General features: G+C 58.4%; 27 protein-coding genes. 15 read left to right on the forward strand and 12 right to left on the reverse strand.

Features of this window, described 5'->3' with window-relative positions:
- Positions 1–112 precede the first annotated feature (112 nt).
- The 3 genes from trhA to BLQ92_RS13895 form a co-directional block, all read right to left on the reverse strand.
- On the reverse strand, positions 113–733 hold the full coding sequence (trhA, locus tag BLQ92_RS13885; RefSeq protein ID WP_090685071.1) for a PAQR family membrane homeostasis protein TrhA: 621 nt from the start codon (positions 731–733) through the stop codon (positions 113–115).
- Between the two features lie 123 nt (positions 734–856).
- A complete protein-coding gene (locus BLQ92_RS13890; RefSeq protein ID WP_090685072.1) occupies positions 857–2,155 on the reverse strand; it encodes a cytochrome c in 1,299 nt (432 codons plus the stop codon).
- 21 nt (positions 2,156–2,176) lie between these two features.
- Positions 2,177–2,908 (reverse strand): c-type cytochrome, encoded by a 732-nt coding sequence (locus tag BLQ92_RS13895; protein WP_090685073.1) that lies wholly within the window; start codon positions 2,906–2,908, stop codon positions 2,177–2,179.
- Between the two features lie 409 nt (positions 2,909–3,317).
- Between BLQ92_RS13895 and BLQ92_RS13900 the strand changes: the two genes are divergently transcribed.
- Both BLQ92_RS13900 and BLQ92_RS13905 read left to right on the forward strand, forming a co-directional pair.
- Positions 3,318–3,524, forward strand: a complete 207-nt coding sequence (locus BLQ92_RS13900; RefSeq protein WP_090685074.1) for a hypothetical protein — start codon at positions 3,318–3,320, stop codon at positions 3,522–3,524.
- Positions 3,521–4,450: a CopD family protein gene (locus BLQ92_RS13905; protein WP_090685075.1), complete on the forward strand. Its 930-nt coding sequence runs from the start codon at positions 3,521–3,523 to the stop codon at positions 4,448–4,450. The genes BLQ92_RS13900 and BLQ92_RS13905 overlap by 4 nt, the downstream gene beginning before the upstream one ends.
- Before the next feature lie 113 nt (positions 4,451–4,563).
- Here BLQ92_RS13905 and BLQ92_RS13910 read toward each other — a convergent pair whose 3' ends face one another.
- From BLQ92_RS13910 to dgoD, 3 genes are all read right to left on the reverse strand, one after another.
- Positions 4,564–4,785 carry a YodC family protein gene (locus BLQ92_RS13910; RefSeq protein ID WP_090685076.1) on the reverse strand — a complete coding sequence of 74 codons (222 nt, stop codon included), beginning with the start codon at positions 4,783–4,785 and terminating at the stop codon, positions 4,564–4,566.
- A gap of 24 nt (positions 4,786–4,809) precedes the next feature.
- Entirely contained in the window at positions 4,810–5,112 is a 303-nt protein-coding gene (locus tag BLQ92_RS13915; RefSeq protein WP_090685077.1) for a hypothetical protein, read from the reverse strand.
- 260 nt (positions 5,113–5,372) lie between these two features.
- Positions 5,373–6,521 carry a galactonate dehydratase gene (dgoD, locus tag BLQ92_RS13920; protein WP_074263425.1) on the reverse strand — a complete coding sequence of 383 codons (1,149 nt, stop codon included), beginning with the start codon at positions 6,519–6,521 and terminating at the stop codon, positions 5,373–5,375.
- 276 nt (positions 6,522–6,797) lie between these two features.
- Here dgoD and BLQ92_RS13925 point away from each other — a divergent pair, with 276 nt between their 5' ends.
- Complete coding sequence (locus BLQ92_RS13925) at positions 6,798–7,475, forward strand: FadR/GntR family transcriptional regulator (protein WP_244106060.1); 678 nt, start codon at positions 6,798–6,800, stop codon at positions 7,473–7,475.
- Positions 7,476–7,507: 32 nt separating this feature from the next.
- Here the strand turns inward: BLQ92_RS13925 and BLQ92_RS13930 are convergent, their stop codons facing one another.
- Positions 7,508–9,046, reverse strand: coding sequence for a DHA2 family efflux MFS transporter permease subunit (locus tag BLQ92_RS13930; protein ID WP_090685078.1), 1,539 nt, complete (start codon positions 9,044–9,046; stop codon positions 7,508–7,510).
- 178 nt (positions 9,047–9,224) lie between these two features.
- Here BLQ92_RS13930 and BLQ92_RS13935 point away from each other — a divergent pair, with 178 nt between their 5' ends.
- The gene (locus tag BLQ92_RS13935) at positions 9,225–9,671 is read left to right on the forward strand and encodes a MarR family winged helix-turn-helix transcriptional regulator (RefSeq protein ID WP_090685079.1); all 447 of its coding nucleotides are present in this window, start codon (positions 9,225–9,227) and stop codon (positions 9,669–9,671) included.
- Between the two features lie 80 nt (positions 9,672–9,751).
- On the opposite strand, the gene BLQ92_RS13940 is transcribed toward BLQ92_RS13935, so the two are convergent.
- Positions 9,752–10,189, reverse strand: coding sequence for a response regulator (locus BLQ92_RS13940; RefSeq protein WP_090685080.1), 438 nt, complete (start codon positions 10,187–10,189; stop codon positions 9,752–9,754).
- A 75-nt stretch (positions 10,190–10,264) separates the two neighbouring features.
- Positions 10,265–10,636 (reverse strand): response regulator, encoded by a 372-nt coding sequence (locus BLQ92_RS13945; protein ID WP_090685081.1) that lies wholly within the window; start codon positions 10,634–10,636, stop codon positions 10,265–10,267.
- Between the two features lie 214 nt (positions 10,637–10,850).
- On the opposite strand from BLQ92_RS13945, the gene BLQ92_RS13950 reads away from it, so the two are divergent.
- From BLQ92_RS13950 to BLQ92_RS13970, 5 genes are all read left to right on the forward strand, one after another.
- Positions 10,851–11,858 carry an alpha/beta fold hydrolase gene (locus BLQ92_RS13950; protein ID WP_244106045.1) on the forward strand — a complete coding sequence of 336 codons (1,008 nt, stop codon included), beginning with the start codon at positions 10,851–10,853 and terminating at the stop codon, positions 11,856–11,858.
- A gap of 357 nt (positions 11,859–12,215) precedes the next feature.
- On the forward strand, positions 12,216–12,524 hold the full coding sequence (locus BLQ92_RS41405; protein ID WP_425194893.1) for a DUF2917 domain-containing protein: 309 nt from the start codon (positions 12,216–12,218) through the stop codon (positions 12,522–12,524).
- Positions 12,525–12,863: 339 nt separating this feature from the next.
- Positions 12,864–13,487, forward strand: coding sequence for an alpha/beta fold hydrolase (locus tag BLQ92_RS13960; protein ID WP_208449332.1), 624 nt, complete (start codon positions 12,864–12,866; stop codon positions 13,485–13,487).
- Positions 13,488–13,891: 404 nt separating this feature from the next.
- On the forward strand, positions 13,892–14,554 hold the full coding sequence (locus BLQ92_RS13965) for a hypothetical protein (RefSeq protein ID WP_090685083.1): 663 nt from the start codon (positions 13,892–13,894) through the stop codon (positions 14,552–14,554).
- A 382-nt stretch (positions 14,555–14,936) separates the two neighbouring features.
- Positions 14,937–15,584, forward strand: a complete 648-nt coding sequence (locus BLQ92_RS13970; protein ID WP_090685084.1) for a hypothetical protein — start codon at positions 14,937–14,939, stop codon at positions 15,582–15,584.
- Positions 15,585–15,981: 397 nt separating this feature from the next.
- Here the strand turns inward: BLQ92_RS13970 and BLQ92_RS13975 are convergent, their stop codons facing one another.
- Positions 15,982–16,923: a hypothetical protein gene (locus tag BLQ92_RS13975; RefSeq protein WP_090685085.1), complete on the reverse strand. Its 942-nt coding sequence runs from the start codon at positions 16,921–16,923 to the stop codon at positions 15,982–15,984.
- A gap of 63 nt (positions 16,924–16,986) precedes the next feature.
- Here BLQ92_RS13975 and BLQ92_RS13980 point away from each other — a divergent pair, with 63 nt between their 5' ends.
- The 6 genes from BLQ92_RS13980 to BLQ92_RS14005 all read left to right on the forward strand — a co-directional run bounded on the left by BLQ92_RS13980 (position 16,987) and on the right by BLQ92_RS14005 (position 22,910).
- Entirely contained in the window at positions 16,987–17,280 is a 294-nt protein-coding gene (locus tag BLQ92_RS13980; RefSeq protein ID WP_143016576.1) for a hypothetical protein, read from the forward strand.
- Between the two features lie 30 nt (positions 17,281–17,310).
- Positions 17,311–18,789, forward strand: coding sequence for a DNA primase family protein (locus BLQ92_RS13985; protein ID WP_176860742.1), 1,479 nt, complete (start codon positions 17,311–17,313; stop codon positions 18,787–18,789).
- 26 nt (positions 18,790–18,815) lie between these two features.
- Positions 18,816–19,109 carry a hypothetical protein gene (locus BLQ92_RS13990; RefSeq protein ID WP_090685088.1) on the forward strand — a complete coding sequence of 98 codons (294 nt, stop codon included), beginning with the start codon at positions 18,816–18,818 and terminating at the stop codon, positions 19,107–19,109.
- A gap of 899 nt (positions 19,110–20,008) precedes the next feature.
- Positions 20,009–20,899 carry a hypothetical protein gene (locus BLQ92_RS39370; protein ID WP_143016577.1) on the forward strand — a complete coding sequence of 297 codons (891 nt, stop codon included), beginning with the start codon at positions 20,009–20,011 and terminating at the stop codon, positions 20,897–20,899.
- A 212-nt stretch (positions 20,900–21,111) separates the two neighbouring features.
- Complete coding sequence (locus tag BLQ92_RS14000; protein ID WP_090685090.1) at positions 21,112–21,540, forward strand: plasmid mobilization protein; 429 nt, start codon at positions 21,112–21,114, stop codon at positions 21,538–21,540.
- A complete protein-coding gene (locus BLQ92_RS14005; RefSeq protein ID WP_090685091.1) occupies positions 21,537–22,910 on the forward strand; it encodes a relaxase/mobilization nuclease domain-containing protein in 1,374 nt (457 codons plus the stop codon). Before BLQ92_RS14000 ends, BLQ92_RS14005 begins: the two co-directional genes overlap by 4 nt.
- Positions 22,911–22,943: 33 nt before the next feature.
- Here BLQ92_RS14005 and BLQ92_RS14010 read toward each other — a convergent pair whose 3' ends face one another.
- Positions 22,944–23,624: a DUF4145 domain-containing protein gene (locus tag BLQ92_RS14010; protein WP_090685092.1), complete on the reverse strand. Its 681-nt coding sequence runs from the start codon at positions 23,622–23,624 to the stop codon at positions 22,944–22,946.
- Positions 23,625–23,678: 54 nt separating this feature from the next.
- Positions 23,679–24,278 (reverse strand): hypothetical protein, encoded by a 600-nt coding sequence (locus tag BLQ92_RS14015; protein WP_090685093.1) that lies wholly within the window; start codon positions 24,276–24,278, stop codon positions 23,679–23,681.
- Between the last annotated feature and the right edge of the window lie 20 nt (positions 24,279–24,298).

Genomic DNA, 24,298 nt, shown 5'->3' on the forward strand with positions numbered 1-24,298 from the left:
CCTGGTCCGGTCGCAGGGAAATCGGCGGCACACGCCAGCGCGTGCCGAATGCTTCAACGCGCTATCAAGACACGTTGACTGGCCTTTAGTTGCACTTCGCCGTCGTGGGGTGTTACGCGACGTAGCGCGCAACACTGACGAATTGACACAGACTGCCCGCCAGAACGAACAGGTGCCAGATACCATGTCCGTGCCGGATGCGCTCGTCGTTGATGAAGAAGTAGATGCCGACGCTGTAGATGATCCCGCCGGCCACGAGCCATGCGGTGCCCGCGGTCGGTAATGCTTCGACCAGCGGACGAATGGCAACGAGCGCGAGCCATCCCATCAAGACATACAGCACCATCGATACGCTACGGGTGCGTCGCCCGAGCGTAAGTTCCTGCACGATGCCAAGGGCCGCAAGGCCCCAGCTTACCCCGAACAGGGACCAGCCCCACGGTCCACGCAGCGTGACCAGCGTGAACGGCGTGTAGCTGCCGGCGATCAGCAGGTAGATCGCCGAATGATCGCATTTTTGCAGGACCGCCTTGACGCGCGGGTTGCGCACGCTATGGTAAAGCGTGGAGATAGCATACAGCACGAACAGCATCGCGCCGTAAACGCTGAAACTGACGACCTTGTACGCATCGCCGTCCAGCGCGCCCATGGTGACGAGCGTAGCCAACCCCGCCACCGACAGCACTGCGCCGACGAGGTGGGTAATACTGTTGAAACGCTCACCGACATGCACGACATCTTCTCCTGCTGGGTCCAATACGCCATTGTGCACGTAATGGCTAACCCTGGTCCTAAAAAACGAAGGGCGCGGCCGCGTTTTTCCCGCAGGCCGCGCCCTCCTTACTGCTTACGCCGCCTAGTCGAGCGGCGCAGAACGCAGATCCGCCACCTGTTGTGGCGACACGGCCGTACCGTGGTTGCCCCAGGACATACGAATGTAGGTCACTACGGCGGCCACTTCCTGGTTCGACAGCGACTGTGCAAACGGGGGCATACCGTACGGCTTCGGATTGCCATCCGTGCTCGGCGGGAAGCCGCCGTTCAGCACCATGCGGATCGGGTTCACGGCTGACGGCATCTGGATCGACTGGTTGTTGGCCAGCGGCGGGTAGTTCGGCGGTTGGCCGAGACCGTTCGCCTCGTGGCACTTCGCGCAGTTGTCCGTGTAGATCTTCTGACCTTGCTGCAACAGCTCCGTGCCGAACTGAGCCGAGGTTTCCAGCTGCAGGTTTTCCGGCGCTTCGCTCTTCTGCGGAATGGTCTTCAGATACGTGGACATCGCCTTGATGTCTTCGTCCGACATGTACTGCAAGCTGTTGTGAACCACTTCAGCCATCGGGCCGAACACCGCGCCACGCTGCGACACGCCGTTCTTCAGCAGGTCCTGGATGTCCTTGATGTCCCAGTCGCCCAGACCGGCTTCCTTGTTCGACGTGAGCGACGGAGCGTACCAGTTCTGCAACGGAATCAGGCCGCCGGCGAAGGCCGCCGAGTTGACCGGACCGCCCATGGCGTTGATCGAGGTGTGGCACATGCCGCAGTGGCCGAGGCCTTCGATCAGGTACGCGCCGCGGTTCCATTCGACCGATTTGGTCGGATCCGCCTTGTACTCGCCTTCACGGAAGAACAGCGTGCGCCAGCCGATCAGCAGGTTGCGGTTGTTGAACGGGAATTTCAGTTCGTGCGGACGGCTCGGCACGTTGACCGGCGTGACCGAGCGCAGGTACGCGTAGATCGCGTCCGCATCGGCGCGCGTGACCTTCGTGTAGCTCGTGAACGGGAAGCCCGGGTAGAGCAGGCTGCCGTCCTTCGAGCGGCCGGTGTGCATGGCGCGGTAGAAATCGTCCTGGGTCCACTTGCCGATGCCGTACTGGTCGTCAGGCGTGATGTTCGGCGTGAACATCGTGCCGAACGGCGTGGCCATCGGCAGGCCGCCGGCGAATTCCTTGCCGCCGCGCACCGTGTGGCAGGCGATACAGTCGCCGGCCCGGGCGAGGTACTCGCCCTTCTTGATCAGGGCAGCCTGGTCGGCGGGGGTGGCCGCCATGGCGCTGCCGTTGTGCAGGTTGTCACCGCCCGACCACAGGACGGGAACGAGGGCAGCGGCCGCAACCACGACGACTGCCGAAAGGGCGAACACAGTCTTGCGTTTCATTTGGTCATCTCTCCCGGTGCCTTATTGCGGTTCGCTGCCGCAGGCAAGCGGAGTCTTCATCGAGCCGGCCGCAGCCGGAACGGGGTTCTGCGGAGCCGTCTGGGTGGACAACCATGAAGCGACCGCATTCACGTCGTCATCGGTCAAGCGGGTGGCGATCGTGTGCATGCAGTCAGGCGCAATGGCGTGGCGCGAGCCCGAACGCCAGGCGCCGAGCTGCGCGCTGATGTAGTCGGCGTGCAGCCCGACCAGACCCGGGATAGCCGGTTGCATGCCGGTCAGCGCCTTGCCGTGGCAAGCGGCGCAGGCCGGAATCTGCTTCGCCGCGTCGCCGTGCAGCACGATGTTCTGGCCGCGCGCCAAGGTATCCGACGACACCGTCGGCTTGGCCGGCGGCGGGTAGGGCGGGCGCTGCTGGGAGAAGTACGTGGCGATCTGATGAAGGTAGTCGTCCGAGAGATACGTGACGAGGTAGTTCATGGGCGGGTACTTGCGGCGCCCTTCGCGGAAATTCTTGAGCTGGTTGTACAGATAGTCAGCTGGTTTGCCCGCGAGGCGTGGGAAGTAGTCGTTGTCCGTCCCCTGGCCGTGTGAGCCATGGCATGCCGTGCAGCCTTGCACGCGCGCTTCCATCGTATCCGGGGTCTTGGGCTGAGTCTGCGCTTTCGCTGCGCTATAGACGCCTGCAGCGCCGATCAGCAGAAGGGCAAGAAGCGGGCGGAAAATGCGTCTTGAAGACACGCGTAACTCCATCAGATTCGGGGACCCGACCGGGCTTCGAACGGCTCGGCTTGGGGGGCAAGTGGGGCTGCGGCGACGCAGCATTCTATCATCGCTGGGTAATGGTGACTATTTGCCACAGGCCACCTGGCACCTCCTCGTAAACGCCGATGTGACAGTTTGGCGCAGTGTGTATCGGCCTCGTCCCATATGCCCTTTGGATTGCCCTGAGTTGACTTTTGGGTTGCGTTTGCGTTGCTTTTGACTTGCTTTTGCGCTGCTGCCCGGCTCCGTTCCTGGACAGTTTCGCAGCATGAAGATGCAACTGAGTTGAACCCGCACGCATACGAACCATCGAAGCGTACACTCCCGGGGCGCCGGTGTCTTGCTGCGCTGCGTGCAACCCTCTTCCGTGTGTTTTTCGACAAGCAACCCGCCTTTCATGAAGCTATCCGATTTCACCCGCCCTGCGCCGTGTGTGCCGGCGGTCAGTGCCGTGGCGCTCGCCACGGGCTCATCCGCGTCTGCCCATGCGGGTCCTGGCTCACTTGAGCCTGTACTGAACGCCGAAGCCGCGGCGTCGAGCCAGTTGGCGATCCATTTCAGCGTGCCGCTCGAACCGGCCACTTACGCGTTGGCTGTGCAATGAGAGTAGACGGATTGTGGATCGGGCAGGTCGCGATGGCCGCGCTCATGAATGTCGCGTTTGCGTTTGCTGTTGGTTCGGCGCTGCTTGGCGCCTGGCTTGCGAAGGATGCCCAGGCCAAGGTCGCGCCGGCGCGTCCTGCATGGTTGCGGGCGCAACGCTCGATGCTGACGGCGTGCGTCGTGCTGGTGCTCGCCGACCTTGGCTGGCTGCTGTATCAGGCTGCGGCGATGAGCGGCAGCGCCTTGCCGCAGGCGTTTGGCGTGATCCCGACGGTGCTGGCGCAGACGCATGTAGGCTATGCCTGGAGCGTTGCGTTTATCGGTGCGCTGGTGCTGCTGCTGACCGCGATGTCCTCGCACGCCAGCACGCTGCGCAATGCGCTGCTATGGCTGGCGGTGATCGCCATTGCGGGTGGCAAGGCGTCGCTCGGGCATGCGGCCGATGCCGGACCGGCCTCGGCGGCGATCGGCGTGCATACCTTGCATGTGCTGGCCACCAGTGTGTGGGGCGGGCTCGTGGTGGCGGCCGGTCTGGCGGTGCTGCCGGCGCTAGGCACCTCGACCGCACGGGGCATCCTGATCCGTACGGCCATGCAGGTGTCGAACGTGTCGCTGGTCGCGGTGGTGCTCGTGTTGCTGACCGGCATCTTCAACACCGTGCGCGGTTCGGGGGGCTCGTTCGAGGCGATCGAGATCAGCACCTGGGGGCATGTTTTGACGCTCAAGCTTGCGCTTGTCGCGCTGGCGCTGGTGCTCGGTGGGCTGAACCGCTTCTCGGCGTTGCCGCGGCTGCGCCGCACCGCCTCGACGATGGATGCGCACACCTTCACCAACGTGCTCTACCTCGAAGCGCTGGCGATGATTGGCGTGTTCGTGGCAGCCGCTGCGCTGTCGCACAGCGTGCCGGCTTACGTCTCGCTCGGCTGAGCGAGCAGTGGGCGGCTAACCGCGGCTCACGCAAAAAAGCGCCGCACAGCAGGCCTGTGCGGCGTTAACACACACGGTCGCCCGGCAGGAGCCGGCTTTCCCGGTACTGCCCGTTAAGCAGCGAGTGCGTTCGGCACTCGCTCCAGCATCGTTTCAGGGAACATCTCCTGACGCAGTTCGCCGTCGTCGTCGAACCATTGGCAGATTAGCCAGGTGCCCGGCGCGAATACCACCGGACCTACCCACGTCGCGGTCATCGGACGGCCGCCCGATTTGAGCGTCAGCACGTCGCCGCCGCGGTACGTCGTTCGTTTGGACAGGAACATTGATTTCATCGGTTCGGTCTTCCACTCAGCGAATTATTCGAATCCCAGCTTGTGGCCGAGGATCGGCGCGCAGAACAGCGCGATCGCACAGCCGCTGACCTTGCCTTCGAGTTCGGCCGCCGCGGCGTGCGAGCCGTACAGCTGGCTCAGCAGGTCGAACAGTTGCGGCGCGCAATAGATCACGGCGGCTGCCAGGAAGCACTTTTCTACCGTCGAGATGCGCCAGCCGCGTTGAAACGCGAGCACCGCGCCGATCACCCGCAGTACGCCGAACACCACCAGCGCACCCACGGCTGCTTGCTCGCGGATCAGATAGTCAGGAAGGAATTCGCCCATGATGGCCTCTCGCATTGTCTTTTGACTGCAATAGAGCAAGGAGTGGGCCAAGCGCGCGGCGAGTGCCGGTGAGGCGGCCGGAAAGCCTTATTCAGCAAGGCTTTTCGGCGCAGAGGGAGGTTGAGGTTGCGACTTCAAATCGGCGTTTTAAGCTCGATTCGGACCGCGATGTTACGTAACTGAGACGCAGCCGGCGTCACGTGCCGTAACGTCGGTGAAAACGTCTGAGTGATGCGATGCCAGCCTGGTTCGAGCGCCGCTTACCACTCGGCGACGCTGCCGTCGGTATGGCGCCACACCGGATTGCGCCAGCGATGACCGACCTTGGCCATTTCGCGCACCTTCTCTTCATTGACCTCGATGCCGAGCCCCGGCCCTTGCGGAATCGAGACGAAGCCGTCTTCGTATTTGAAGACTTCGGGGTTCTTGATGTAGTCGAGCAGGTCATTGCCCTGGTTGTAGTGAATGCCCAGGCTCTGCTCCTGGATGAACGCGTTGTAGCTGACCGCGTCGATCTGCAGGCAGGTCGCCAAAGCGATCGGTCCGAGCGGGCAGTGCAGCGCCAGCGCCACGTCATAGGCTTCCGCCATTGATGCAATCTTGCGACACTCGGTAATGCCGCCCGCGTGCGAGGCGTCCGGCTGGATGATGTCGACATAGCCACCGGCCAGGATGTGCTTGAAGTCCCAGCGCGAGTAGAGACGCTCGCCGAGCGCAATCGGCGTATTGGTCTGATTGACGATGTCGCGCAGCGCCTCGGCGTTTTCCGACAGCACCGGCTCTTCGATGAAGAGCAGCTTGTACGGATCGAGCTCCTTGGCGAGCACCTTTGCCATCGGCTTGTGCACGCGGCCGTGGAAGTCCACGCCGATGCCGATGTTCGGCCCCACCGCCTCGCGCACGGCGGCGACGTTGTTGATGACGCCTTGCACCTTGTCGAAGGTGTCGATGATCTGGAGCTCCTCCGAGCCGTTCATCTTCACTGCCTTGAAGCCGCGTTCCACCACGGCGCGCGCGTTGTTGGCGACGTCGCTGGGGCGGTCGCCGCCGATCCACGAGTACACCTTGATCCGGTCGCGCACCTGGCCGCCCAGCAGCGCGTGCACCGGCACGCCGTGGTGCTTGCCCTTGATGTCCCACAGCGCCTGGTCGACGCCGGCGATCGCGCTCATCGTGATCGGGCCGCCGCGATAGAAGCCCGCCCGGTACATCACCTGCCAGTGGTCCTCGATCAGCAGCGGGTCTTTGCCGATCAGATAGTCCGACAACTCTTCGACCGCCGCCGCGACGGTATGCGCCCGGCCTTCGACCACCGGCTCGCCCCAGCCGACGATGCCCTCGTCGGTTTCGATCTTGAGGAAGCACCAGCGCGGCGGAACGATGAAGGTTTCGAGCTTGGTAATTTTCATGGTGAGCGTCTCCTTGTGGCTGCCTGCTGCGAGGCCGATGCTGGGTGGCGATTGCCGGTGACACGCGGTGCGGGTGCCGATGCGCCCGCCTTCGCGTTCCTCGGCGCGATGTCTGAGGAGTCACATACTACGACAAAATCGCCTTTAAATACTATAAATAGTACTATTGGCGTCTGGGTTCGGCGAACCCGCACGGTAGGTCTTACCGTCGGAATACCGGATAATCGCGTTCGTTTCGATCATAGAGAGCGCCGGAAGACGGCGGGGAGAGCCCTTATTCAGCACGATCTGCACGGCCGCGTGGCCCAACAACTGGCCACCGCCATCCTGCGTGGCGACCATGCGCCGGAGACCATCCTGCCGCGCGAAGCCGAGTTGATGGAGACCTTCGGCGTGAGCCGCACGGTGCTGCGCGAGGCGCTGCGCACGCTGACCTCGAAAGGGCTGATCGAGTCGCGGCCGCGCGTCGGCACGCGGGTGCGGCCGCGCGAGGCGTGGAACCTGCTCGATGTCGACGTGCTCGACTGGTACTCGCGGGTGGCCGAGCCGATGACGTTCGCGCTCAAGTTGCAGGAGATGCGCGAAATGATCGAGCCGTATGCCGCGGGACTGGCTGCGGCGTCTCATACCGAGCACAGCTTCAGCGCACTCGACGCCGCGCATGCGGCGATGGTGGCGGCGCGCAACGTGGATGAATGGGTTCGGGCGGATCTGCGCTTTCACATCAGCGTGCTGGCCGCGTGCAGCAACGAATTGCTGATCCCGCTGGGCACCCTGATCGAGCGCACGCTCGAAGGACAGTTGCGCCTGAACGCGAAGCGGGCCGAGGTGTACAACGCGTCGCTGGCCGAGCATACGGCCGTGTTCGAAGCGATCCGTGCCCGCGATGCCGTGGGCGCGCAGCAGGCCATGGCTGGCCTGCTAGGGGTGACGCGGCGCAGGATCGAAGGCTGAGTGCCTAATGGTCTCAGCCCTGCCGCGGCTGGCTAGTCCATCGCCGCATGCGCGGCCGCTGCGTCGGGGATCTTTTTCGCGGGGCGAATCAACAGCAGCAGCGGAATCGCCAGCAGCGTCGCCACGAACATCAGCTTGAAATCGTTCAGATAGGCGATCATCGCCGCTTGCTGCGTGATCGACACATTCATCACCGCGAGGTCGTAACGCGAGCCGCTTTCCAGCATCGGCCGCATCAACGGATTGAAGATGTTGATGTTGGCGGCGAGGTCCGCGTGTGCGACCTGGGTGCCGCGTGTCATCAGCGTTTGCACGATCGAAATGCCGATACTGCTGCCGATATTGCGCATCAGGCTATAGGTCGCGGTGCCGTCTGCGCGCAGCGCCGGCGTGAGCGTGGAGAAGGTCAGCGCGCTCAACGGCACGAACACGAGGCCGAGCCCAAAACCCTGGATCACACCGGGCCAGACGATATCCGATGCCGACAACACGATCGTGTACTGCATCATCTGCCACAGCGCAAAGGCCGAGATCAGGAACCCCGCGAGCAGCAGCAGGCGGGCGTCGATCCGTTTGAGCAGCCGCCCGGCGCATAGCATGGCGACCATCGTGCCGGCGCCGCTCGGCGCCGTGACGAGCCCGGTCGTGGCGACCGGATAGTTCATCAGAGTCTGCAGCATGGGCGGAAGCAGCGCCCGGGTGGCATACATCACCGCGCCGATGATGAAAATAAAGAACGTGCCGGTGGCGAAGTTCGGGTCTTTCAGCAACTCGGATTTGAAGAACGACGTCTTGCCCACTGTTGCCGTGTGCACCAGAAAGAACGCGAAACTAATGGATGCGAGCAAGGCTTCGATGACGATTTCATACGAGCCGAACCAGTCCAGTTGTTCGCCGCGGTCGAGCATCGCCTGCAGCGCGCCGATCGCGAGCGCCAGCGTCGCGAAACCGAAGGCGTCGAACTTCACGTCATGACGTGGCGCCTTGCTCGGCAGAAAGGTCAGGACGCCAAAAAGTGCGAATGCGCCGATCGGCAAATTGATGAAGAACACCCAGCGCCAGTTGTAGCTGTCGGTTAGCCAGCCGCCGAGTGTCGGCCCGAGAATCGGCCCGACCATCACGCCCATACCCCACACGGCCATGGCCTGGCCTTGCTTCTCACGCGGGTTGATGTCGAGCAGGATCGATTGCGACAACGGCACCAGCGACGCCCCGAAAATCCCCTGTAGCAGCCGGGAGGCGACGATCTCGCTCAACGTTTCCGACAGGCCGCAGAGCGCCGAGGCGATCGTGAAGCCCGCGATCGAGAAGGCCAGCAGACGCTTGATGCTGAAGCGATCGGACAGCCAGCCCGTCAGCGGCGTGGCGATGGCGGCGGCGACGATGTACGAGGTCAGCACCCACGTGATCTCGTCCTGCGACGCCGATAGCGTGCCCTGCATGTGCGGCAGGGCCACATTGGCAATGGTGCTGTCGAGCGTCTGCATCAGGGTGGCGAGCATGATCGACACCGTGATCATGGGCCGGTTCAGCGCAACGGCAGTGCTCCCTGACGGGGTTTCCGAAGACATGGGCGGACAGGATGGGAGGCAGGGGGAAATATCATAAGCATGCTTAGTATAGTGAGGGGAGCCGACCGTGAATACCAGGAACTGTACGAAGACGAAGGGCCGCTGCCTCACTGCCGACCCGGTGCCGCCCCGCCACTCTTCACCGCCCGCTTACCTATGGCTTTCGTATAATCGCGCGATGGAAAAAACCCAATTCGAAGAGCGCTTCGGCTTCTTGATTTCGGACGTCGGCCGCCTGTGCGGCAAGCGTTTCGACGATCTCGCCAAGTCCACCGTCGATCTGACCCGTGCGCAATGCCGCGCGCTGGCCTATCTCGCGCACTATGGCGAGGTCAACCAGGCACGTCTTGCGGACCTGCTCGAAGTCGCGCCAATTTCGGCCGGGCGTCTGCTGGATCGCATGGAAGAGGGCGGCTGGATCGAGCGCTGGAGCAACCCCGGCGATCGTCGCGAGCGTCAGGTGCGCATGACCGCCAAGGCGGAGCGCGCGCTCGGCAAGGCCCGCAAGGTGGGCGACGAAGTGGCGGCCGAGGGCCTGAACGGCTTTAGCGACGAAGAGGCGCGGCAACTGATTGCGTTGCTGCAAAGGGTGCGGGGTAATCTCAGCCGGATTGTGGATCGCTGAAGGTAGAGAATGCGGCAGGCGCCGTCCGTGCGCGCTTGCTTACCGATAAACGCGCGGTAGTAACGCGTGGCAGTAACACGCTAAACCCACAGTTTCCACGGGACCGGCTGCCACCGCGAAGGTGCGGGCGCCGGCACGTTGGTGCCGTGATGCGGACTATCGAGGCGCTTCGCCAGTAGCGAATCGATCACCGACTCGAGCTCCTCCAGCTCGACCGGCTTGGGAATGAAGACGTTCCATAGCTTTGATTTTTCCGCGGGCGGTGTGTGGCCCGACGACATCACCACGGGGATCTGCGCCAGCGCCGGATAGAACTTGAGCCGCTGGCACAACTCGATGCCATCCGTCCCCGGCATATTCCAGTCCGTCACGATCAAATCGGGGAGCCATCGGCTTGCCTTCGCAAGCGCGGCATCGCCGTTCTCCGCGAGGATGACGTGGTAGCCTCGCCCCTCCAGCACGAGTTGGAAGACCCAGAGCGAATCGACTTCATCATCGACGAGCAGGATAGTGGACATTTTCGGAAAGTCAGGAGCCTGTCTGCTGTTCCGCAACAACCATGCCGCCTCGCCTGGCTTTCGCATCACGCAGCGCTAATCACCCGTGCCTTCGATCAGTTGAGTCAGTTGGTCCGCGGAGACGGGTTTAGTCATGTGTGCGTCGAAGCCCGCCTCCGCGGCTTGTTTCCTCTCGGCATCGCCGCCGAAACCGGTGAGCGCGATCAGCCGCGTGTTCGCCAGAGCTGCGTTGTGCCGCAGTAGCCGAGCGAGCTGCATACCGTTCATATTGGGCATGGACACATCGATCAGCGCGAGGTCGGGTATAAACGTTTCAATCGCTGCCAGCGCATCTGCACCGCTGTATGCGGTGCGGACCGTGTACCCATCCAGTTCGAGCAACATGGCGAGGGCGTCGATGGCGTCGGCCTGGTCGTCGACGAGAAGAATCTGCTTTGCTTGCGTCATGGGGTGAGAAGGCGGTTTGTAGTGATGAAGTCACGCTCCGCTTTGCGATGTCGAGCATGACTAGGTCGGGGCTGAGTCGCATACATCACGCAGCGCCTCAGGGGTACCTATTGGCGAGCAGCAAGCGCCGTGCCACGGGGCCGGGTCACCGGTTGTTGGCGTCGTCTTTCGCAGGGCATACTGCTCCCTCGTCGAGTCTGCTGAAGGGAACGCTGTGAAACGATGGATTATTCGCATTGCATTGTTGCTCGCTGCGTCGATCGCGTTGGCGACAGTGACGGGCAGCGCCTATGAGCGGATTCAGCGGTATCAGACCAAACATGACTTTCCTCCACTGGGAACACTCGTCGACATAGGCGGGCGCCGGATCCAGCTCGATTGCAGAGGTACCGGGTCGCCCACCGTCGTGTTCGAATCGGGCCTGGACATCAATGGGTCACTGAGCTGGTCAGCCGTTCAAGGCGCGGTGGCCAAGACGACACGAGCCTGCTCGTATAGCCGCGCCGGGATCATGTGGAGCGACCCAAGTAGGGGAGTTCAAAACGGCAAAGCGGTCGTGGACGATCTGCATAAGACGCTGCAGGCGGCCGGTGAACACGGTCCGTTCGTGCTGGTGGGGCACTCGCTAGGTGGCCCTTACATCATGACTTATACCAAGTACTACGGGCAGGATGTCGCCGGGTTGGTGTTCGTCGATGCCTCGCATCCGGATCAGGTTGAGCGGCTTAAGGCCGTGACGCCGCAGCAGAGCGCCTTTTTCGGCAAGCTTCTCGTCTCGCTTGCGTGGACCGGCGCGCTACGTCAGTTCGTTGGGGGTGTGGTGCAGCAACAGCCGCATCAGGATATGCAAGACGTCGCGATGATTCGCGCCTATGCGCCGACTTCCCTCGGGCCGATGCTGGCTGAGAACGCCGCGTTAGACCAGACACTGGCGGAAGCGGGGACCTTCAGGCAACTCGGCAACCGGCCGCTTTATGTGCTCACTGCGATGGCGCCGCTTTCCAAAGCAGAGCTTCAGTCGATGCATATGAACGCGGCGCAAGGCGTCCACATGCGGGAAGTCTGGAAGCAGATGCAGGACGACGAAGCGTCCTGGTCGTCTCGAAGCCAGCACCAACTGGTTGGCGATTCGAGCCACAACATTCAGTTTCATCGTCCCGATGTGGTGATTCACGCGGTGCTATCGGTTGTCGATTTGGTGCGTGCAGATGAGCAGCACTAGACTCGGGCCTGGGTCGCATCATGCGTGCGACACGCGGTCAGGCGAAAATTTTCATTGACAAGGCATAGCGTGCAATAGAAACTTAACGACATGAAAACGCCCGCCTTTATCGCCATCGCGATTAATCACCGAATGATCACCGCTTGGGGTGCATCATCGGAGGCGTGTGTGCGTTAGAAGTTTGCAGTAACGCAAGTCACAAGGCCTCGCCGGAAACGGATGAGGCCTTTTTTCTTTTGGTGGCCTATCCGTCTGTCGGCTCAATCGACGGAGATGACCATGCACGACGCTAGCAGCAAGTTCGACTGTTTTCCTGTACCGGATGATCCATGTGCGGGCGGGTTTCGCTCGCCCAAAATGGTGATTCACCTAAGCCTCGAGCCGCGCCAGACCGTATCCTGGCGAGCGGCTGCGCGATCGGAGATCCGCGCGCGAGGCTCGCGTGTCTGGATGACGCGGGCATGTTCCCCGTATGACTATTGGCTGCAAGCGGGCGATGTGATTCGCGTGACGCGAGGCGAGCGCATCTGGTTATCCGCTGACGACGATGGGCCGGCTGAAGTCACTTTGACGAGCGAATACGTAGAGCGACGACGACCGTTCGGCCTCCCGCCTGTGCGATGGCTGGAGCGCGCCTTCAGGTTTTTGGCGCCGGTAGCTCGTTAAGGAAGTCTTGGACGCTGGTTCGTGGGATTCATCACAATTCACTGCATAGGAGTGCGAAATGGATGGTGACATGCAGAGACGTTTAGTAAGCGGCGGCGCTTCCCGGAGGGGAGGGCTCATTTCGGAGGCGGGGTGGCAATGGATGGTCGGTATCACGAACATGCTGTTGATACTCGCCTTGTTCGCATTGGCAGTCGTCAAGGCGCCATCGAGTGCGAAGTCGAATAATATGCGTTGCCTTCAACAGGTCGCGAACGAGGAGCATGCGAGCCTCGAAGCGTTCTTTCAGAATCCTGCGCAGCAGGATGCCCTTGTTCAAGCTATGAGGATCTGTTCCCGGTGAGTCTTTCTACACAAACCAAGCTTTTGTTCTTGCCCGGTGCCTCCGGCAATGCGGCGTTCTGGCATCCGGTGGCCGACCGGCTGGAGCATTCGGGGGACCGGGTGCATTACGGTTGGCCCGGTTTTGGGCCGACTCCTGCCGATCCTACGGTGAATGGTATGGATGACCTCGTGGCGCGGGTCGTAGCGGATATCGACGGGCCCACTGCCTTGATCGCACAGTCGATGGGCGGCGTGGTTGCGATTCGGGCCGCGCTTGAGAAGCCCTCGCTGGTGACTCACCTTGTTTTGAGCGTGACTTCCGGTGGGCTGGATGTAGCTGGAATGGGCGGTGTGGATTGGCGGGAGGCGTTACACGCAGGCGCGCCCGCGTTGCCGCGCTGGTTTGCGGACTATCACGAAGATCTGACCGGGCAGTTGCCGAAGATCGAGGTTCCGGTTTTGCTGTTGTGGGGTGACGCCGATCCGATTAGTCCGGTTGCGGTTGCAGAGCGGCTGGCTCAGTTGCTGCCTCGGGCGGAGTTGCATGTCATTCCGGGTGGCGACCACAACCTTGCTAACACCTGCGCGACGCAGGTTGCGCCTTTGATCGACCTGCACTTGCGAAAGTCTGGGGAGTAATCAAGGTGATCTGAAACCCCCGTCTCCGCGGGGGCCAAAACGAAAGGCCCGCTCTCGGTTAAGAGTAGCGGGCCTTGCGAGTGATGCTGGTGGCGAATCAGGGACGTACCCGCCAAATCGCTCTGAACCCCTGTACACAAGGGCCTGCCAGGTCGGAGGGCTGACAGGTGTCACGGTTTTTCCGTGACACCGAGCGTATCATCCTTCATATTGATATGCGGCTTTTTGAGTCGCCATAAAAAGCGATGGACTACTGTTCTTTTGTACAGGTATCAATGGTGCTGTCGTTATCAAGGCCTGTGCTGAAAGGCAGTCCTGCCGTTAACACGAGTGGTATATCGATTTCGCCCAGACTGTCGCTAGGGTAAACTAGACGACAAAAACGCGAAGACTAGAAGGTAAAAATGATCGAATTCGTGAACGAAGCGCAGGCGCTGGACTACGTTACGCACCTTCCTGCTCAAGCTAAGTCATTGTTTCGTTTTGGATTTTCGTTGCTGAGTGAGATGAGCGAGCAGCAGCAGCGAATCGTGGTTGAGGGTGCTCGCCAAGCTATCGCGACGTCCCTGCCTGACTCTAATGAAGTCGCCGCTCGGCTGGGAAAGGATGCGAACGTCGCCGAGCCCGCAATCGCTGCGGCAGCGATAACGACGACAATTTTTGCTCGCACCTCCGTGGAACTCGCCCCGGAGCAATTTCGTCAGATTTTTATTAAGGCAGGCGTCATAGACGAGGCGTTATCAGACGCTCTTGAGAATTTCTTTGAGATAGCATGCGCTGAGCGGCAGGCGCTTCGCAGCCAGGTCGAGCGCACGGATGACGCTCGGGCGGTCCTCCCCAACCTTGCAAGCTTCACTTTGGGAATCGATGTTCGCGTCTCGTTCGAGGGCAACGAAGTTCGTTCAATGGTACCCGTTGTCGTAGCAAACATAGACACGGATGCGGAAGGACAGGTACTTTGGTGCCAAATGACCAAGGAACAGCTAACACGTTTGCGTGCAGATTTTGATGCTGCACTGCAAAAGTTGGAGGCTACTCAGAAAAAACTGGGTCTCGGGGAGGGTTGACGGTGATTGCTGGTATGACGGCTGCTGGTGCAGCAGTGTCCAGCGACGGACCGTTGGGTCTGCATTTGGACAATATTACGGGACCGCAGCCGACGTGGTCGGTTCTCGTGGTAATAGCTTTTGGAGTTACTATCCTATGGTGCCGTCTTGGCGCGAAGGATATGAGAACACACGGCTTTTCGACGGCGTTTGACCGATTCGACGTCAAGCCGGGTAGAGTGCGGATGTCGCTTGAGTTGCTCGCATTTGTTGTCTGCGGAACATTCATTGCGCTGCTTTTCGCGCAGCCTGCAACATGGCCGCAAGCTTTTGGGGCTGGACTTGGATGGACGACGCTGCTGGCCCAACACTCAAGTAAGGAGAAAGAATCGTGAGAGTGCTAATGTCTGACAAGACATATGTTCGGGTGACGAACGTCTGTTTGTTCGGCGTCGCGCTTATGGTGCTGATAGCGCAACACCTCCCCCCGGCGAACTGGGTCGCTCCGACCTTTATCGGTCTGTCGGGAGCGGCTTGCGTGCTTTGCGTCGCTTTGTACGTTGCCCGTGGACGAGAAAGTGACCGCCAAGGTCAGCAAAAGGCGGCGACTCCGCTACAGCCCGCCGGGCAACGGGCGTTTGGAGGAGCAGGTACCCATGCGAGCGGGAGTGCCGATCGCGAACAACCAGAGGACGTCCATGCCGTTACCTTCTCAAAGCCAGTCGCGGTAGCAGGCAAGGCGAATGCCGTTGATATGGCAGGGGCACGGCTGGTTGACGTGCGAGCAGAGTGGTCCGGCGTCGCGCCGGCGACTGCTGATATGTCGCTTGAAGAAATCATTAAAATGCTAGCGCCGGTGTCGGCGCAAAAGCAGACGGTTTTTCGGCGACGTTTATATTCGGCTCGAGGCATTGAGGTGCTTTTCGATCCGACAGGACTACTGGCTGCTGATCGCTATGCTTTTCCAAAGAAGCGAACCAAGCCGCTGGAAAAATCGAAACTGCAACCATTTAATTCAGAGCAGGACGAAGCTGACGCCTGCTTGGCATAGTTGCATTCCAGCGAAGTGAAAAAAGCCCCTTAGCGGGCTTTTTTCATTTGGCGAATTCCGTAGGCTCCTCGACAGAAGAATGGGGCTTTTTTCCTTTGGGCTTGCCGAGGTGCCAAATGAGCCGAGTGAGGCAATCTGAGGCGAGTTGTCCGTCGCACACCGCGTCTCACTTCAAACTCCTACGAAGCGTGGTTGCGCCGTCAGGTGAGACAAGTGAGGCAAGTCAGATCATATATTCAGTCAATAGAAAAAGAGACTACGTTGCCATAGCGCGAGCACATGCATGCGTTCACTTGGCTCGCCTGACTCGTCTCGCTAAAACCGTTGCTTAGCTTGCCTGAGAGTGAGACGAGCCTAGTTCTCTTAGCTCGTCTCAGGCTGACTCACGCGTCCCACTTCAACCGAGATCGACTTGCTGTGTCCAACGCTCCTCAAATGGTTTGACGGCTCCGCGAGGCGGTGCCACCGCCCTGTCAATTTCCTGAGCTTGTTCTCTGACCAGATTCAGCAGGTAGGTTTGGATATCGCCGGTTAACTCGCTGGCAACCACGCCTTGGCATAGGCCAACAATCAGCCATTCGAGTTCGAGAATGGGACCCTCACGACGGTGAATGGCCGTCCACCACGCCGCAATGCTACCGATCACACAATCTTCTACTGGGCGCATGGGTAACAGGCCTGCACTCTCTTCGTCGGGCATGTCGCCGAACTGAGTTGTTTGCACATAGCTTCGCCATACCGGGTGAGCCAATGGCCGTCCTGCATACGACGCCGCAACTTCGACAAAATTTCCGCGCCACTCTGGTGCCAACAGTGCGTCAAAGAGCTGTTGCACTTTCTCGTCAAAGCTGAAACCGAATCTGCCCCTCGGCGGCGGAAACATCTCTAGCAAGTGGGTTTCGCACGTATCTCTATCTCCCGCCAGAACAAGCCATAGCGACTCGCCGCTTGGCCCGAATTCGTAGACGTCACGAGTGCCGGGCAGAACAGCGTCAAGAGCGTCCAGTGTCAGATCGTTAGGCGACTGCCCACCAGATTCATACCGCTGGCGAGAAACATTCGTCAGTGCGTCCACGTGACGGTCGTCTAGAGGGCCGCTGTACTCCTTTAACCACGCCTGCAATAGATTGCTCGGCGAGGGAAGCTCCGACACTTGGGTATCCAGCAGTTTCGCCACTATCGAGTCATTGGTCCCGTCCGGTAGCCCTGCCTCAACTAACACGTTTGCAAACCACGTACGAACACGGAGCGCTTCAAGCTCGCGCGGCTTGAGCGTGGGAATGCTTCGTTTCCGCGCGCTGTAGGTCGTCGCCTCGTCGGCGTTAGTTTGATTGCTCATTTTCACCCACGAAAAAAGTCGAATGTCAAGGCGAGCTCGCTATTGGCCTCGAAACGAGATTTTATGTCCGAAAAGCTAAATTGGCACCATGTTTTGAACGAGGAGAAAAGCGCAATGGACTACGGATATATCGTCATTTACCAAATTGGCGAAGGAAATAAAGAATCGGAAATCGAGGTTGGTGGAAAGACGGAACAGGAAGCACGCGAATATGCACGAGATTTTTTTGCCGAACATTTCTTTGGCAGCCATGCCCGGTGGCCTCAGGAGGGCGAGCTTGAAGAGTATCGAATCAATGATATCTGGCCGAACTTGTCAGGTTTCGGGTTGCATTATTGGCTTGAATTGAATCGCTAATTTAATCGAATTTATCGAATGGGAGGTGTTATGGGAAAGCTGAGTGAATTGGATTTGAGCATGGACCCGTTTGCTGACGGCCCTATCGGATCTTCGGCTGAAAATTTGCACAGCGCGAAGGTTACGCGCGTTATTGCGAAGCTCTCGGAGGTCGCTATTAAAACGGGAAAGCGTGAATCCTGCGAGCTGAAATATGCGCAGTCGATTGCGGACGATCCAGACTGGGCAGTGGCTCAACGTGACGAAAACGTTTCGTTTTATCGTTGGCAGGGCAACTACTGGAAGCCGCAGACCAAGCACGAAGCACAGAAGCACGCCTTCACGTGGCTGGAAACGAACGAGCCGGGTCTCGTGTCGGCGAAGCTCGCTACCCAGTGCAGTCAGTCCGCGCAGTTCAAGGCTGCGGTACTGCCGGGGCAACCCGCAGCCGATATTGTGCCTTTGCAAGATTGCTGGATTGTCGTGAACGCCGACGGCTCGTTGTCTGTGCGGACGCCTGACCGCTCGGTTGGCGTGACCTATCAGATTCTCGCCAGCCTGAATGCGGCCGGAGCGACCTATGTGCCCGCCCCGGTGCCGGGCGGCACGTTTTTCCATTCGTTTCTGCTTACTTCGCTGCCGAACCTTGAGGTGCGGAATCTCGTGCAGGAATACTGCGGCTACACCCTGCTCAACGATACCCGCTTTCAGGTAGCTCAGGTGTGGCAGGGCCAAGGCAGCAATGGCAAGTCGGTGTTGTTGAAGATCATGCAGAAGCTTCATCAGAAATCAGCGGCAATCCGTCTGGACAACATGGAAAAGTTCGGCTTGCAGTCGTTGGTAGACGCCTCGCTGGCCGTGGCGGCGGAAACGCCGAAACGCGGGATCAATGAGCAGGTGTTGAAGGCTTGTATCACTTCGGACCCGGTGGTCATTGAGGCCAAGCAGAGGAACGAATTCACGTATCACTCGACGGCTAAGTGGATTATCGCTTGCAACCGCTTTCCGCATATCAACGACGAGACGGACGGCGTTTGGCGGCGGCTTCAGATCATTGATTGGAATGTGCAGTTCGATAAGCGCAATCGGATTGAGCGCCTTGACGAGCTGATTATCGAGCGAGAGCTGCACCATGTCGTGAATTGGTGTCTGGAGGGGCTGCAGCGACTTTTGCGCCGTGGCTCGTTCGACGAACCGCAGTCCGTCCTCGCAAATACCATGCGTGAGAAGGAGTCGAGCAACACCGTACTTGCCTTTAGTGAAGATTACAGCGTGGGCTACAGCGAAGGTGGGAAGACGCTTGCGAAGGACGCGATCTACGAAAAATACCTGTCTTACTGCGAAGAGTGCGGACACACCCCGTGCGGGAACGTCGAGTTCTGGTCCCGTATGCGTGCCGGGTTCCCACACCTGAAGGAGACGAAGAAACGCGAGGGCGGTCGGCAAAAAAGGCACGTCAACCTCGCATTTTTCCAGCCGGAGCCTGAGGACATGACCACGCAGGAAGAGATTAACGAAGCATTCAAGTAACCAACCGATTTTATAGGAGAGCAAACATGGAAATGGAAGAAAAAATTTGCAAGGCAATTCATGAGAAGAAGCTGTTGGGCTTCTACTATCAGGGACACTACCGAATCGTTGAGCCTCATATTTACGGCATCAGTGTCGACGACCGCCAACTCCTCGGCTATCAGGTGGCCGGGAAGAGCGCGAACGACAAGATTCTGAGCTGGCGCCGTTTCAAGCTCAGTGAAATCCACTATCTGAAGGTGAGAAGCAGGAAATTCGCTGGTGCGCGACAATCGGGGGAACCGAAGGCATGGGAGCGCTATATTGCTATTGTCGAGTGAGTCGGCATCAAACAGGCCGGAGATCTCGATCTCAAGGTCTAGACCTTGAGATCGAGTCGGAGATTTGGGTGTATGGCTACAATTAACATAGATATAGATAGGATTACGAAGGTATATGAGAAATTGTGTACTGACGCGCGTAAGTTGTCGAGGAGACGGAGTGGGAGGGCGCTGATCGTGCGGAAGCGGTTTTCAGTAATGTAAAACCGTGGAATGGCATCATGTTATAAAAAACGGTGTAATGTCGCATATGATCTAAAATCAAAGCGAAACGTCGCTTAGGGTCTGTCACACCGTTCGCCTTCTCCTGCACTCTCAGAGAGCTTGGACCAAAAATGAAAATTTCGGAGCGCTTCCAGTTACAGAAAACACAAGCAGAATTGGACTTTGTTGACATTGATCCAGAACGCGACACCCCACTGTATCTAGATCCCCACCTTCTCTCGCAGAGGAATGACGCATTTGCAATAAATGCGCACCGTACTGTAGAGGACTTCTTCTCCCTACTCCTAGCTCTGATACGGGAGAATCGCCTCGAAGAAGCACGCTCTCTATTCTCAAACTTGCATGAACCGAACGAGACGTGCCTGGGAGTTTCAGTGGGCGCGCCACGTGGAAGGGGGGTTGGTGCAGTTCAGGCCGAGGAGATTTTTCAGAGCATCTCCCAGAGTAGGGCGGTTAGAACCGGCGTCGTTGAGCATATTGAAGATTGTAGAATCTTTGTGCCAAATGTGGATAAGGACAAAGTTTCCGACATGACCACGAATATCATCCGGGGCCATCTCATAGATTACACGCAGAACCAATGTCTGCTCCACGGAATAGCGCTTAGGTCGGATACTGCTACGGGACCCTGTTGGAACCGAGCGACGCATGCATGGGAGGTCGGATATGACGACATGTTGGTTGTTGACGACAAGGTGATTCTCCTCGTTCCGAAAGCTATCGTTTCGTTTGCCAAGATTTTTGCGCTAGGAAAGTACCACCAACATTTCGTCTTGAACTTCCTGAAGCATGAGCAGTTGAGTACCAACGGTCCTTTCGTGCGCCGGAGGCAGCTAAGGAACGGTGCGGAGAAGGTCTGGGTGGTGAAGAAAGAGCTGTCCGAGTCTATTGCGCCGCCAACCAAGGATTTCGCAACAAGTTTCACGTTGCAGCACGGGCAGGTTTTCGCAAATTTTAAGGCATGGGCAAGTCAAAACGCCAAACCACTCGGTGACGGCGAACTTGCCCCCGACGAGGACATCACGGTCATCGCTCTATACCTTGCGGATAGGCTGACACATACGCCGGTCGGGAATGATTCGGCTTCCGCGTACCATCGATTAATGGTTGGCATTTTAGAGCTGGTTTTCTATCCGAATCTCAGTTGTCCTCAAGTTGAGCGCGAGATTCACGAAGGGCGGAAGCGTATCGACATTGTGTTTGACAATTCTGCGATTACCGGATTTTTTTGGCGTGTTCATCAGATTCAGCACATTCCTGCCCAGTACGTAATGGTGGAGTGCAAAAACTACGGACGCGAAATCGGGAATCCTGAGGTTGATCAAATTGCAGGTCGATTTTCTGCGAACAGAGGCAGAGTAGGCTTGTTGTTATGTCGTTCTGTGGATAACTTTGATCGCTTGTTAGACCGCTGTCGGGACGTCTACAGGGATAATCAAGAGTTAATAATACCGTTAGTGGACGCGGATTTTTTACAGATTTTACTCGCCCGAAGCCTCGATCCAACCGATAGGAGCGAGGAACAGTTATTAGCTGGTCGCGCACGAGACATTATTGTTGCTTAACCGTCCGTCGGATTGGCCTTGATTTTCAGTAATTTTATTATATAAGAATATAGAGCCGCTCGAAGCGAAGAACAAGCAAGGTCAACCTTTATCACGCTATGGCGTGATACCGGATATTCTGGGGTTCCCCCAGTCCCCTGAGCTGCAACACCGCTAAACAGGACACAGCAACGCTAGCACGGCCCAAAACCATATAACAACAAGGAGCCGATATGGATAACGATTTACACTGCAGTATCGAGGCCGACGCCTCACGACTCAAGAGGCAGACCGGACAGTCCGGCAGCGACGGAAACCAGCACGTCCGCGACAAGCGAGTCGAATTTCGCGTCACCGTCGTTGAGCACGCGCAGTTGCGCGCCATGGCACTTGCGAACGGCTGCAACTCACTCGCTCAATATGCACGGGAAGTGGCGTTAAGGGCAGGCAGTGGCACGATCCCAACCAGCGCCTACCACGACCAGTTGAAATGGCTGCAGGAAGTCAATCGTATCGGGAACCACGTTGAGGAGATATCAGCGAAGCTGCGCGGCGGTCACGAACCCGACGAAGAAATGCTGCTCGTGCTGTTGCAGATACAGGAGCTGACTGAACAAGTGTGGCAGGAGGCGAAGTACGGAGCGAAAACGGACGCGGCATGATTGTTCGAATTTTCAATGCGGGGATTTCCACCGGGGAGTCCCCCGTCAACTACCTGCTGAGCGAGCGTGACCATGCCGGCGAGCAGCGTGCCGTCATGCCGTTTGTTCTATCGGGCAACCCGGATACCACCATAGCCGTAATTAACAGCATTCAGCGCAAGCATAAGTATGTGTCCGGCGCGATTGCGTTCCGCGACACTGAACGTCCCACGCGCGAGCAATTGCACGGGGTCATTCGAACATTCAAGGAAACGTTTTGCCCGGGCCTCTCGGGCGATCAGTTCAACAGCCTGTTCGTATTGCACGAGGACAAAGGCAATACCGAGGTGCATTTCGTCGTGCCCATGATCGAGTTCGCCAGTGGCAGAGGCAAGCGCATGAACATACACCCGCCTGGTGGCCAGAACGTTCGGCTATACGAGGCGTTCACGCAGGTTATGAACCACCGCTTGGGTTATGCGCAGGTCATAGCTGACCCGTTGAAGCTTGCCATGAGTGGTTTCGAGCGGCGGACGAAAGTCGGGCAGCGTGATCGCGACAACAAGCTGTTTTTGCACAAGCGTCTGACGCGAATGATCCGCTCAGGTGAGGTCGCGAGCCGTGACCAACTATGCCACGTCCTCAGCGAAGAATTCGGTGTCGAAATCACCCGCCAAGGCCGCGACTATATTTCAGCGAAGTTTCCCGGCGACGCGAAAGCTAAACGTTTCCGTGGGCCGTTCTATCGTGCCGACGCAGACTATGGGCGATTGCTTCAGCAGGCACAAGAAGTAAAACAGGACCGCTACCTTTCACCGGCTGAATATGAGCAAGCTAGAACGACGCTGGGCGCGCTTGTTGAAGTCCGTCGGCAGTTCAATGTGCAGGCGTATCTTTCGCCTCGTCGGCTGCGACCGGCAAGCTCACGGCCAGTTCCCCGTACGACATATAAACCAATAACAAAAACTCAAAAGGAGATCAGTATGAAACCAGAAGTTGCAGCAATAAAGCAGATTGTCCGAGACGCAATGGAAGCGGTTGGCCTGATTCGCGCCGGTCGTCCGTTAGCGACGATTCGCCGTTCGAAGGCGGACGTCCTGACCAGCATGCGTAGCATTCGGGAGCGCGCCGTCTACCAACCGGACGAAGACCGGGCGCATACAGACATGGACCTCGTCCATGAAGTAGAGGGTGCGCTTGGCGCGATCCAGTCCGATATCAATGGGGCGACGTCGGACGTGAATCATGCAAAGACATCGGGAGAACGTAGTCGTGCCGAACTTAGACTAATCAGGCTCACGGCGCAAAAGAGACGACTGCAAATGCAGCTTGAGCAAGCGAGGGTTCGGCAGTTGAACAACATCGCCCGGAACAAGCTCTTGAGTCGATAGGCGTTTTGGGTGCTTTTGTCGGGAGCTCAATTTCTACGACTCCGGTGGCTTCCGGTCTTTCAGCTTTGCGAGACGTTGTTTAAAGTCTTCGTATCGGTCAGAGAGATCGTAGATATATTCCACAATCGCGTACGCGAAGATTTGCAGGTCGTCAGCGTCTTGTCTTGAGATCGAAATCTCGTCTGGGTGCGCCGCGAGGTTTCGGAAGGCGTGGAGCTGCTGACTCCAATCGAGAAGCCTGTCGTCGATATGATTAAGTTCGCGGAGGCGTTTGATTCCGTTTGCCAATGTTAATTTCTTTTTGTGCCCTTCGGGCTCGTGAAGAATGTCCCGGCAGAGAGCCTCTAGTGCTCTGCCCAGCATGACGCAGGCAGCAATGCTTGCGTTCGCTTGCAAAGCTCGGTCGGCTTCCGCAAGCGACTCAGATACAACCCTAGGGACGCGACCACTCAAGAACGCTTTCGGCGGCTTCGGGTACACCCGCACAACGTCGGACCACCGATCTTCATAGGCATCGTATCCTTCGAAGTCGACCTGTTGTGATTCGCCGACCAATAGGGTACGACAGCGCGGGCAATGGCCAACATGTATCCTTTCCCCGTATGGCTGATTTGAGTCTTCGTCCGAGTAAAATCGCTCTCCTTTTCCTTCCTCAATCGCTGCGACCTTTGCCTTGCAATGAAGACAGTCGACCACGAACGTGACAGTTGACATAAGAATCGCCCGATTGGCTAATGGAGAGTTGATCGGAAGGGCGTGATCGCTGTCCTAAGATTTCGGCGGGAGTATCGTAGCCTCCTCAAATCTACCATTCGGCATATCGCATCTGGCACGGATAGGGAAAGAGTTTGTACCATTGCTGTCGAAAAGTCCGCTCATAATCGGGTGCGCTGCGGAATATTCAGGGTCTTGAGGAAGTTGATTCCAGTATCGGACCACGCCGTAACTGGTAGGCCCCGGTGGTGAAATCCGGTGTTGAACATCGAGGCGGCATGCTTCGAGCGCGTCAGCCCGCGTCTGCGGCCGGAGCAGATTTGTTTGCTCGATTACGCATTCCCGCGTCTTGTCGATTTCCTCAACGATAGCCTTGCTACTATCCGGGGATTTGGTTGCAATGGACTGCAGTAACGCGGTTTCCTCGGCCTTGATACTCTGCGTCATGGTCGCTTCAAAGCTCGTCGAGACGGATTTTTTCAACGTAATGTCGAACGCTGCTTTGTAAATGTCCGAGACTTGGCTCTCAGAGCCGATTCCGCAGATCGTGATCGCCTGATTGATTGCTGTTGACTGTGCGTGCTCTGTTTGCGTTTGTGTTGCGCATGCGCCTAGCAGGAATACAGGTAGTAAAAGAGACGGATAGTTTTTCATTAGCGGTTTCTTCGCCGAGG

It is taken from the genome of Paraburkholderia phenazinium, from assembly GCF_900100735.1.
Classification (GTDB): Bacteria; Pseudomonadota; Gammaproteobacteria; order Burkholderiales; family Burkholderiaceae; genus Paraburkholderia; species Paraburkholderia phenazinia.

What these genes read in the sequence shown, in the direction of transcription:
- BLQ92_RS13890 (WP_090685072.1), bottom strand. Translation starts at nt 2,155, where the DNA reads ATGAAACGCAAGACTGTGTTCGCCCTTTCGGCAGTCGTCGTGGTTGCG.
- BLQ92_RS13895 (WP_090685073.1), bottom strand. Translation starts at nt 2,908, where the DNA reads ATGGAGTTACGCGTGTCTTCAAGACGCATTTTCCGCCCGCTTCTTGCC.
- BLQ92_RS13900 (WP_090685074.1), top strand. Translation starts at nt 3,318, where the DNA reads ATGAAGCTATCCGATTTCACCCGCCCTGCGCCGTGTGTGCCGGCGGTC.
- BLQ92_RS13905 (WP_090685075.1), top strand. Translation starts at nt 3,521, where the DNA reads ATGAGAGTAGACGGATTGTGGATCGGGCAGGTCGCGATGGCCGCGCTC.
- BLQ92_RS13910 (WP_090685076.1), bottom strand. Translation starts at nt 4,785, where the DNA reads ATGAAATCAATGTTCCTGTCCAAACGAACGACGTACCGCGGCGGCGAC.
- BLQ92_RS13915 (WP_090685077.1), bottom strand. Translation starts at nt 5,112, where the DNA reads ATGGGCGAATTCCTTCCTGACTATCTGATCCGCGAGCAAGCAGCCGTG.
- dgoD (WP_074263425.1), bottom strand. Translation starts at nt 6,521, where the DNA reads ATGAAAATTACCAAGCTCGAAACCTTCATCGTTCCGCCGCGCTGGTGC.
- BLQ92_RS13930 (WP_090685078.1), bottom strand. Translation starts at nt 9,046, where the DNA reads ATGTCTTCGGAAACCCCGTCAGGGAGCACTGCCGTTGCGCTGAACCGG.
- BLQ92_RS13935 (WP_090685079.1), top strand. Translation starts at nt 9,225, where the DNA reads ATGGAAAAAACCCAATTCGAAGAGCGCTTCGGCTTCTTGATTTCGGAC.
- BLQ92_RS13940 (WP_090685080.1), bottom strand. Translation starts at nt 10,189, where the DNA reads ATGTCCACTATCCTGCTCGTCGATGATGAAGTCGATTCGCTCTGGGTC.
- BLQ92_RS13945 (WP_090685081.1), bottom strand. Translation starts at nt 10,636, where the DNA reads ATGACGCAAGCAAAGCAGATTCTTCTCGTCGACGACCAGGCCGACGCC.
- BLQ92_RS41405 (WP_425194893.1), top strand. Translation starts at nt 12,216, where the DNA reads ATGGTGATTCACCTAAGCCTCGAGCCGCGCCAGACCGTATCCTGGCGA.
- BLQ92_RS13965 (WP_090685083.1), top strand. Translation starts at nt 13,892, where the DNA reads ATGATCGAATTCGTGAACGAAGCGCAGGCGCTGGACTACGTTACGCAC.
- BLQ92_RS13970 (WP_090685084.1), top strand. Translation starts at nt 14,937, where the DNA reads ATGTCTGACAAGACATATGTTCGGGTGACGAACGTCTGTTTGTTCGGC.
- BLQ92_RS13975 (WP_090685085.1), bottom strand. Translation starts at nt 16,923, where the DNA reads ATGAGCAATCAAACTAACGCCGACGAGGCGACGACCTACAGCGCGCGG.
- BLQ92_RS13980 (WP_143016576.1), top strand. Translation starts at nt 16,987, where the DNA reads ATGTCCGAAAAGCTAAATTGGCACCATGTTTTGAACGAGGAGAAAAGC.
- BLQ92_RS13985 (WP_176860742.1), top strand. Translation starts at nt 17,311, where the DNA reads ATGGGAAAGCTGAGTGAATTGGATTTGAGCATGGACCCGTTTGCTGAC.
- BLQ92_RS13990 (WP_090685088.1), top strand. Translation starts at nt 18,816, where the DNA reads ATGGAAATGGAAGAAAAAATTTGCAAGGCAATTCATGAGAAGAAGCTG.
- BLQ92_RS39370 (WP_143016577.1), top strand. Translation starts at nt 20,009, where the DNA reads ATGTTGGTTGTTGACGACAAGGTGATTCTCCTCGTTCCGAAAGCTATC.
- BLQ92_RS14000 (WP_090685090.1), top strand. Translation starts at nt 21,112, where the DNA reads ATGGATAACGATTTACACTGCAGTATCGAGGCCGACGCCTCACGACTC.
- BLQ92_RS14005 (WP_090685091.1), top strand. Translation starts at nt 21,537, where the DNA reads ATGATTGTTCGAATTTTCAATGCGGGGATTTCCACCGGGGAGTCCCCC.
- BLQ92_RS14010 (WP_090685092.1), bottom strand. Translation starts at nt 23,624, where the DNA reads ATGTCAACTGTCACGTTCGTGGTCGACTGTCTTCATTGCAAGGCAAAG.
- BLQ92_RS14015 (WP_090685093.1), bottom strand. Translation starts at nt 24,278, where the DNA reads ATGAAAAACTATCCGTCTCTTTTACTACCTGTATTCCTGCTAGGCGCA.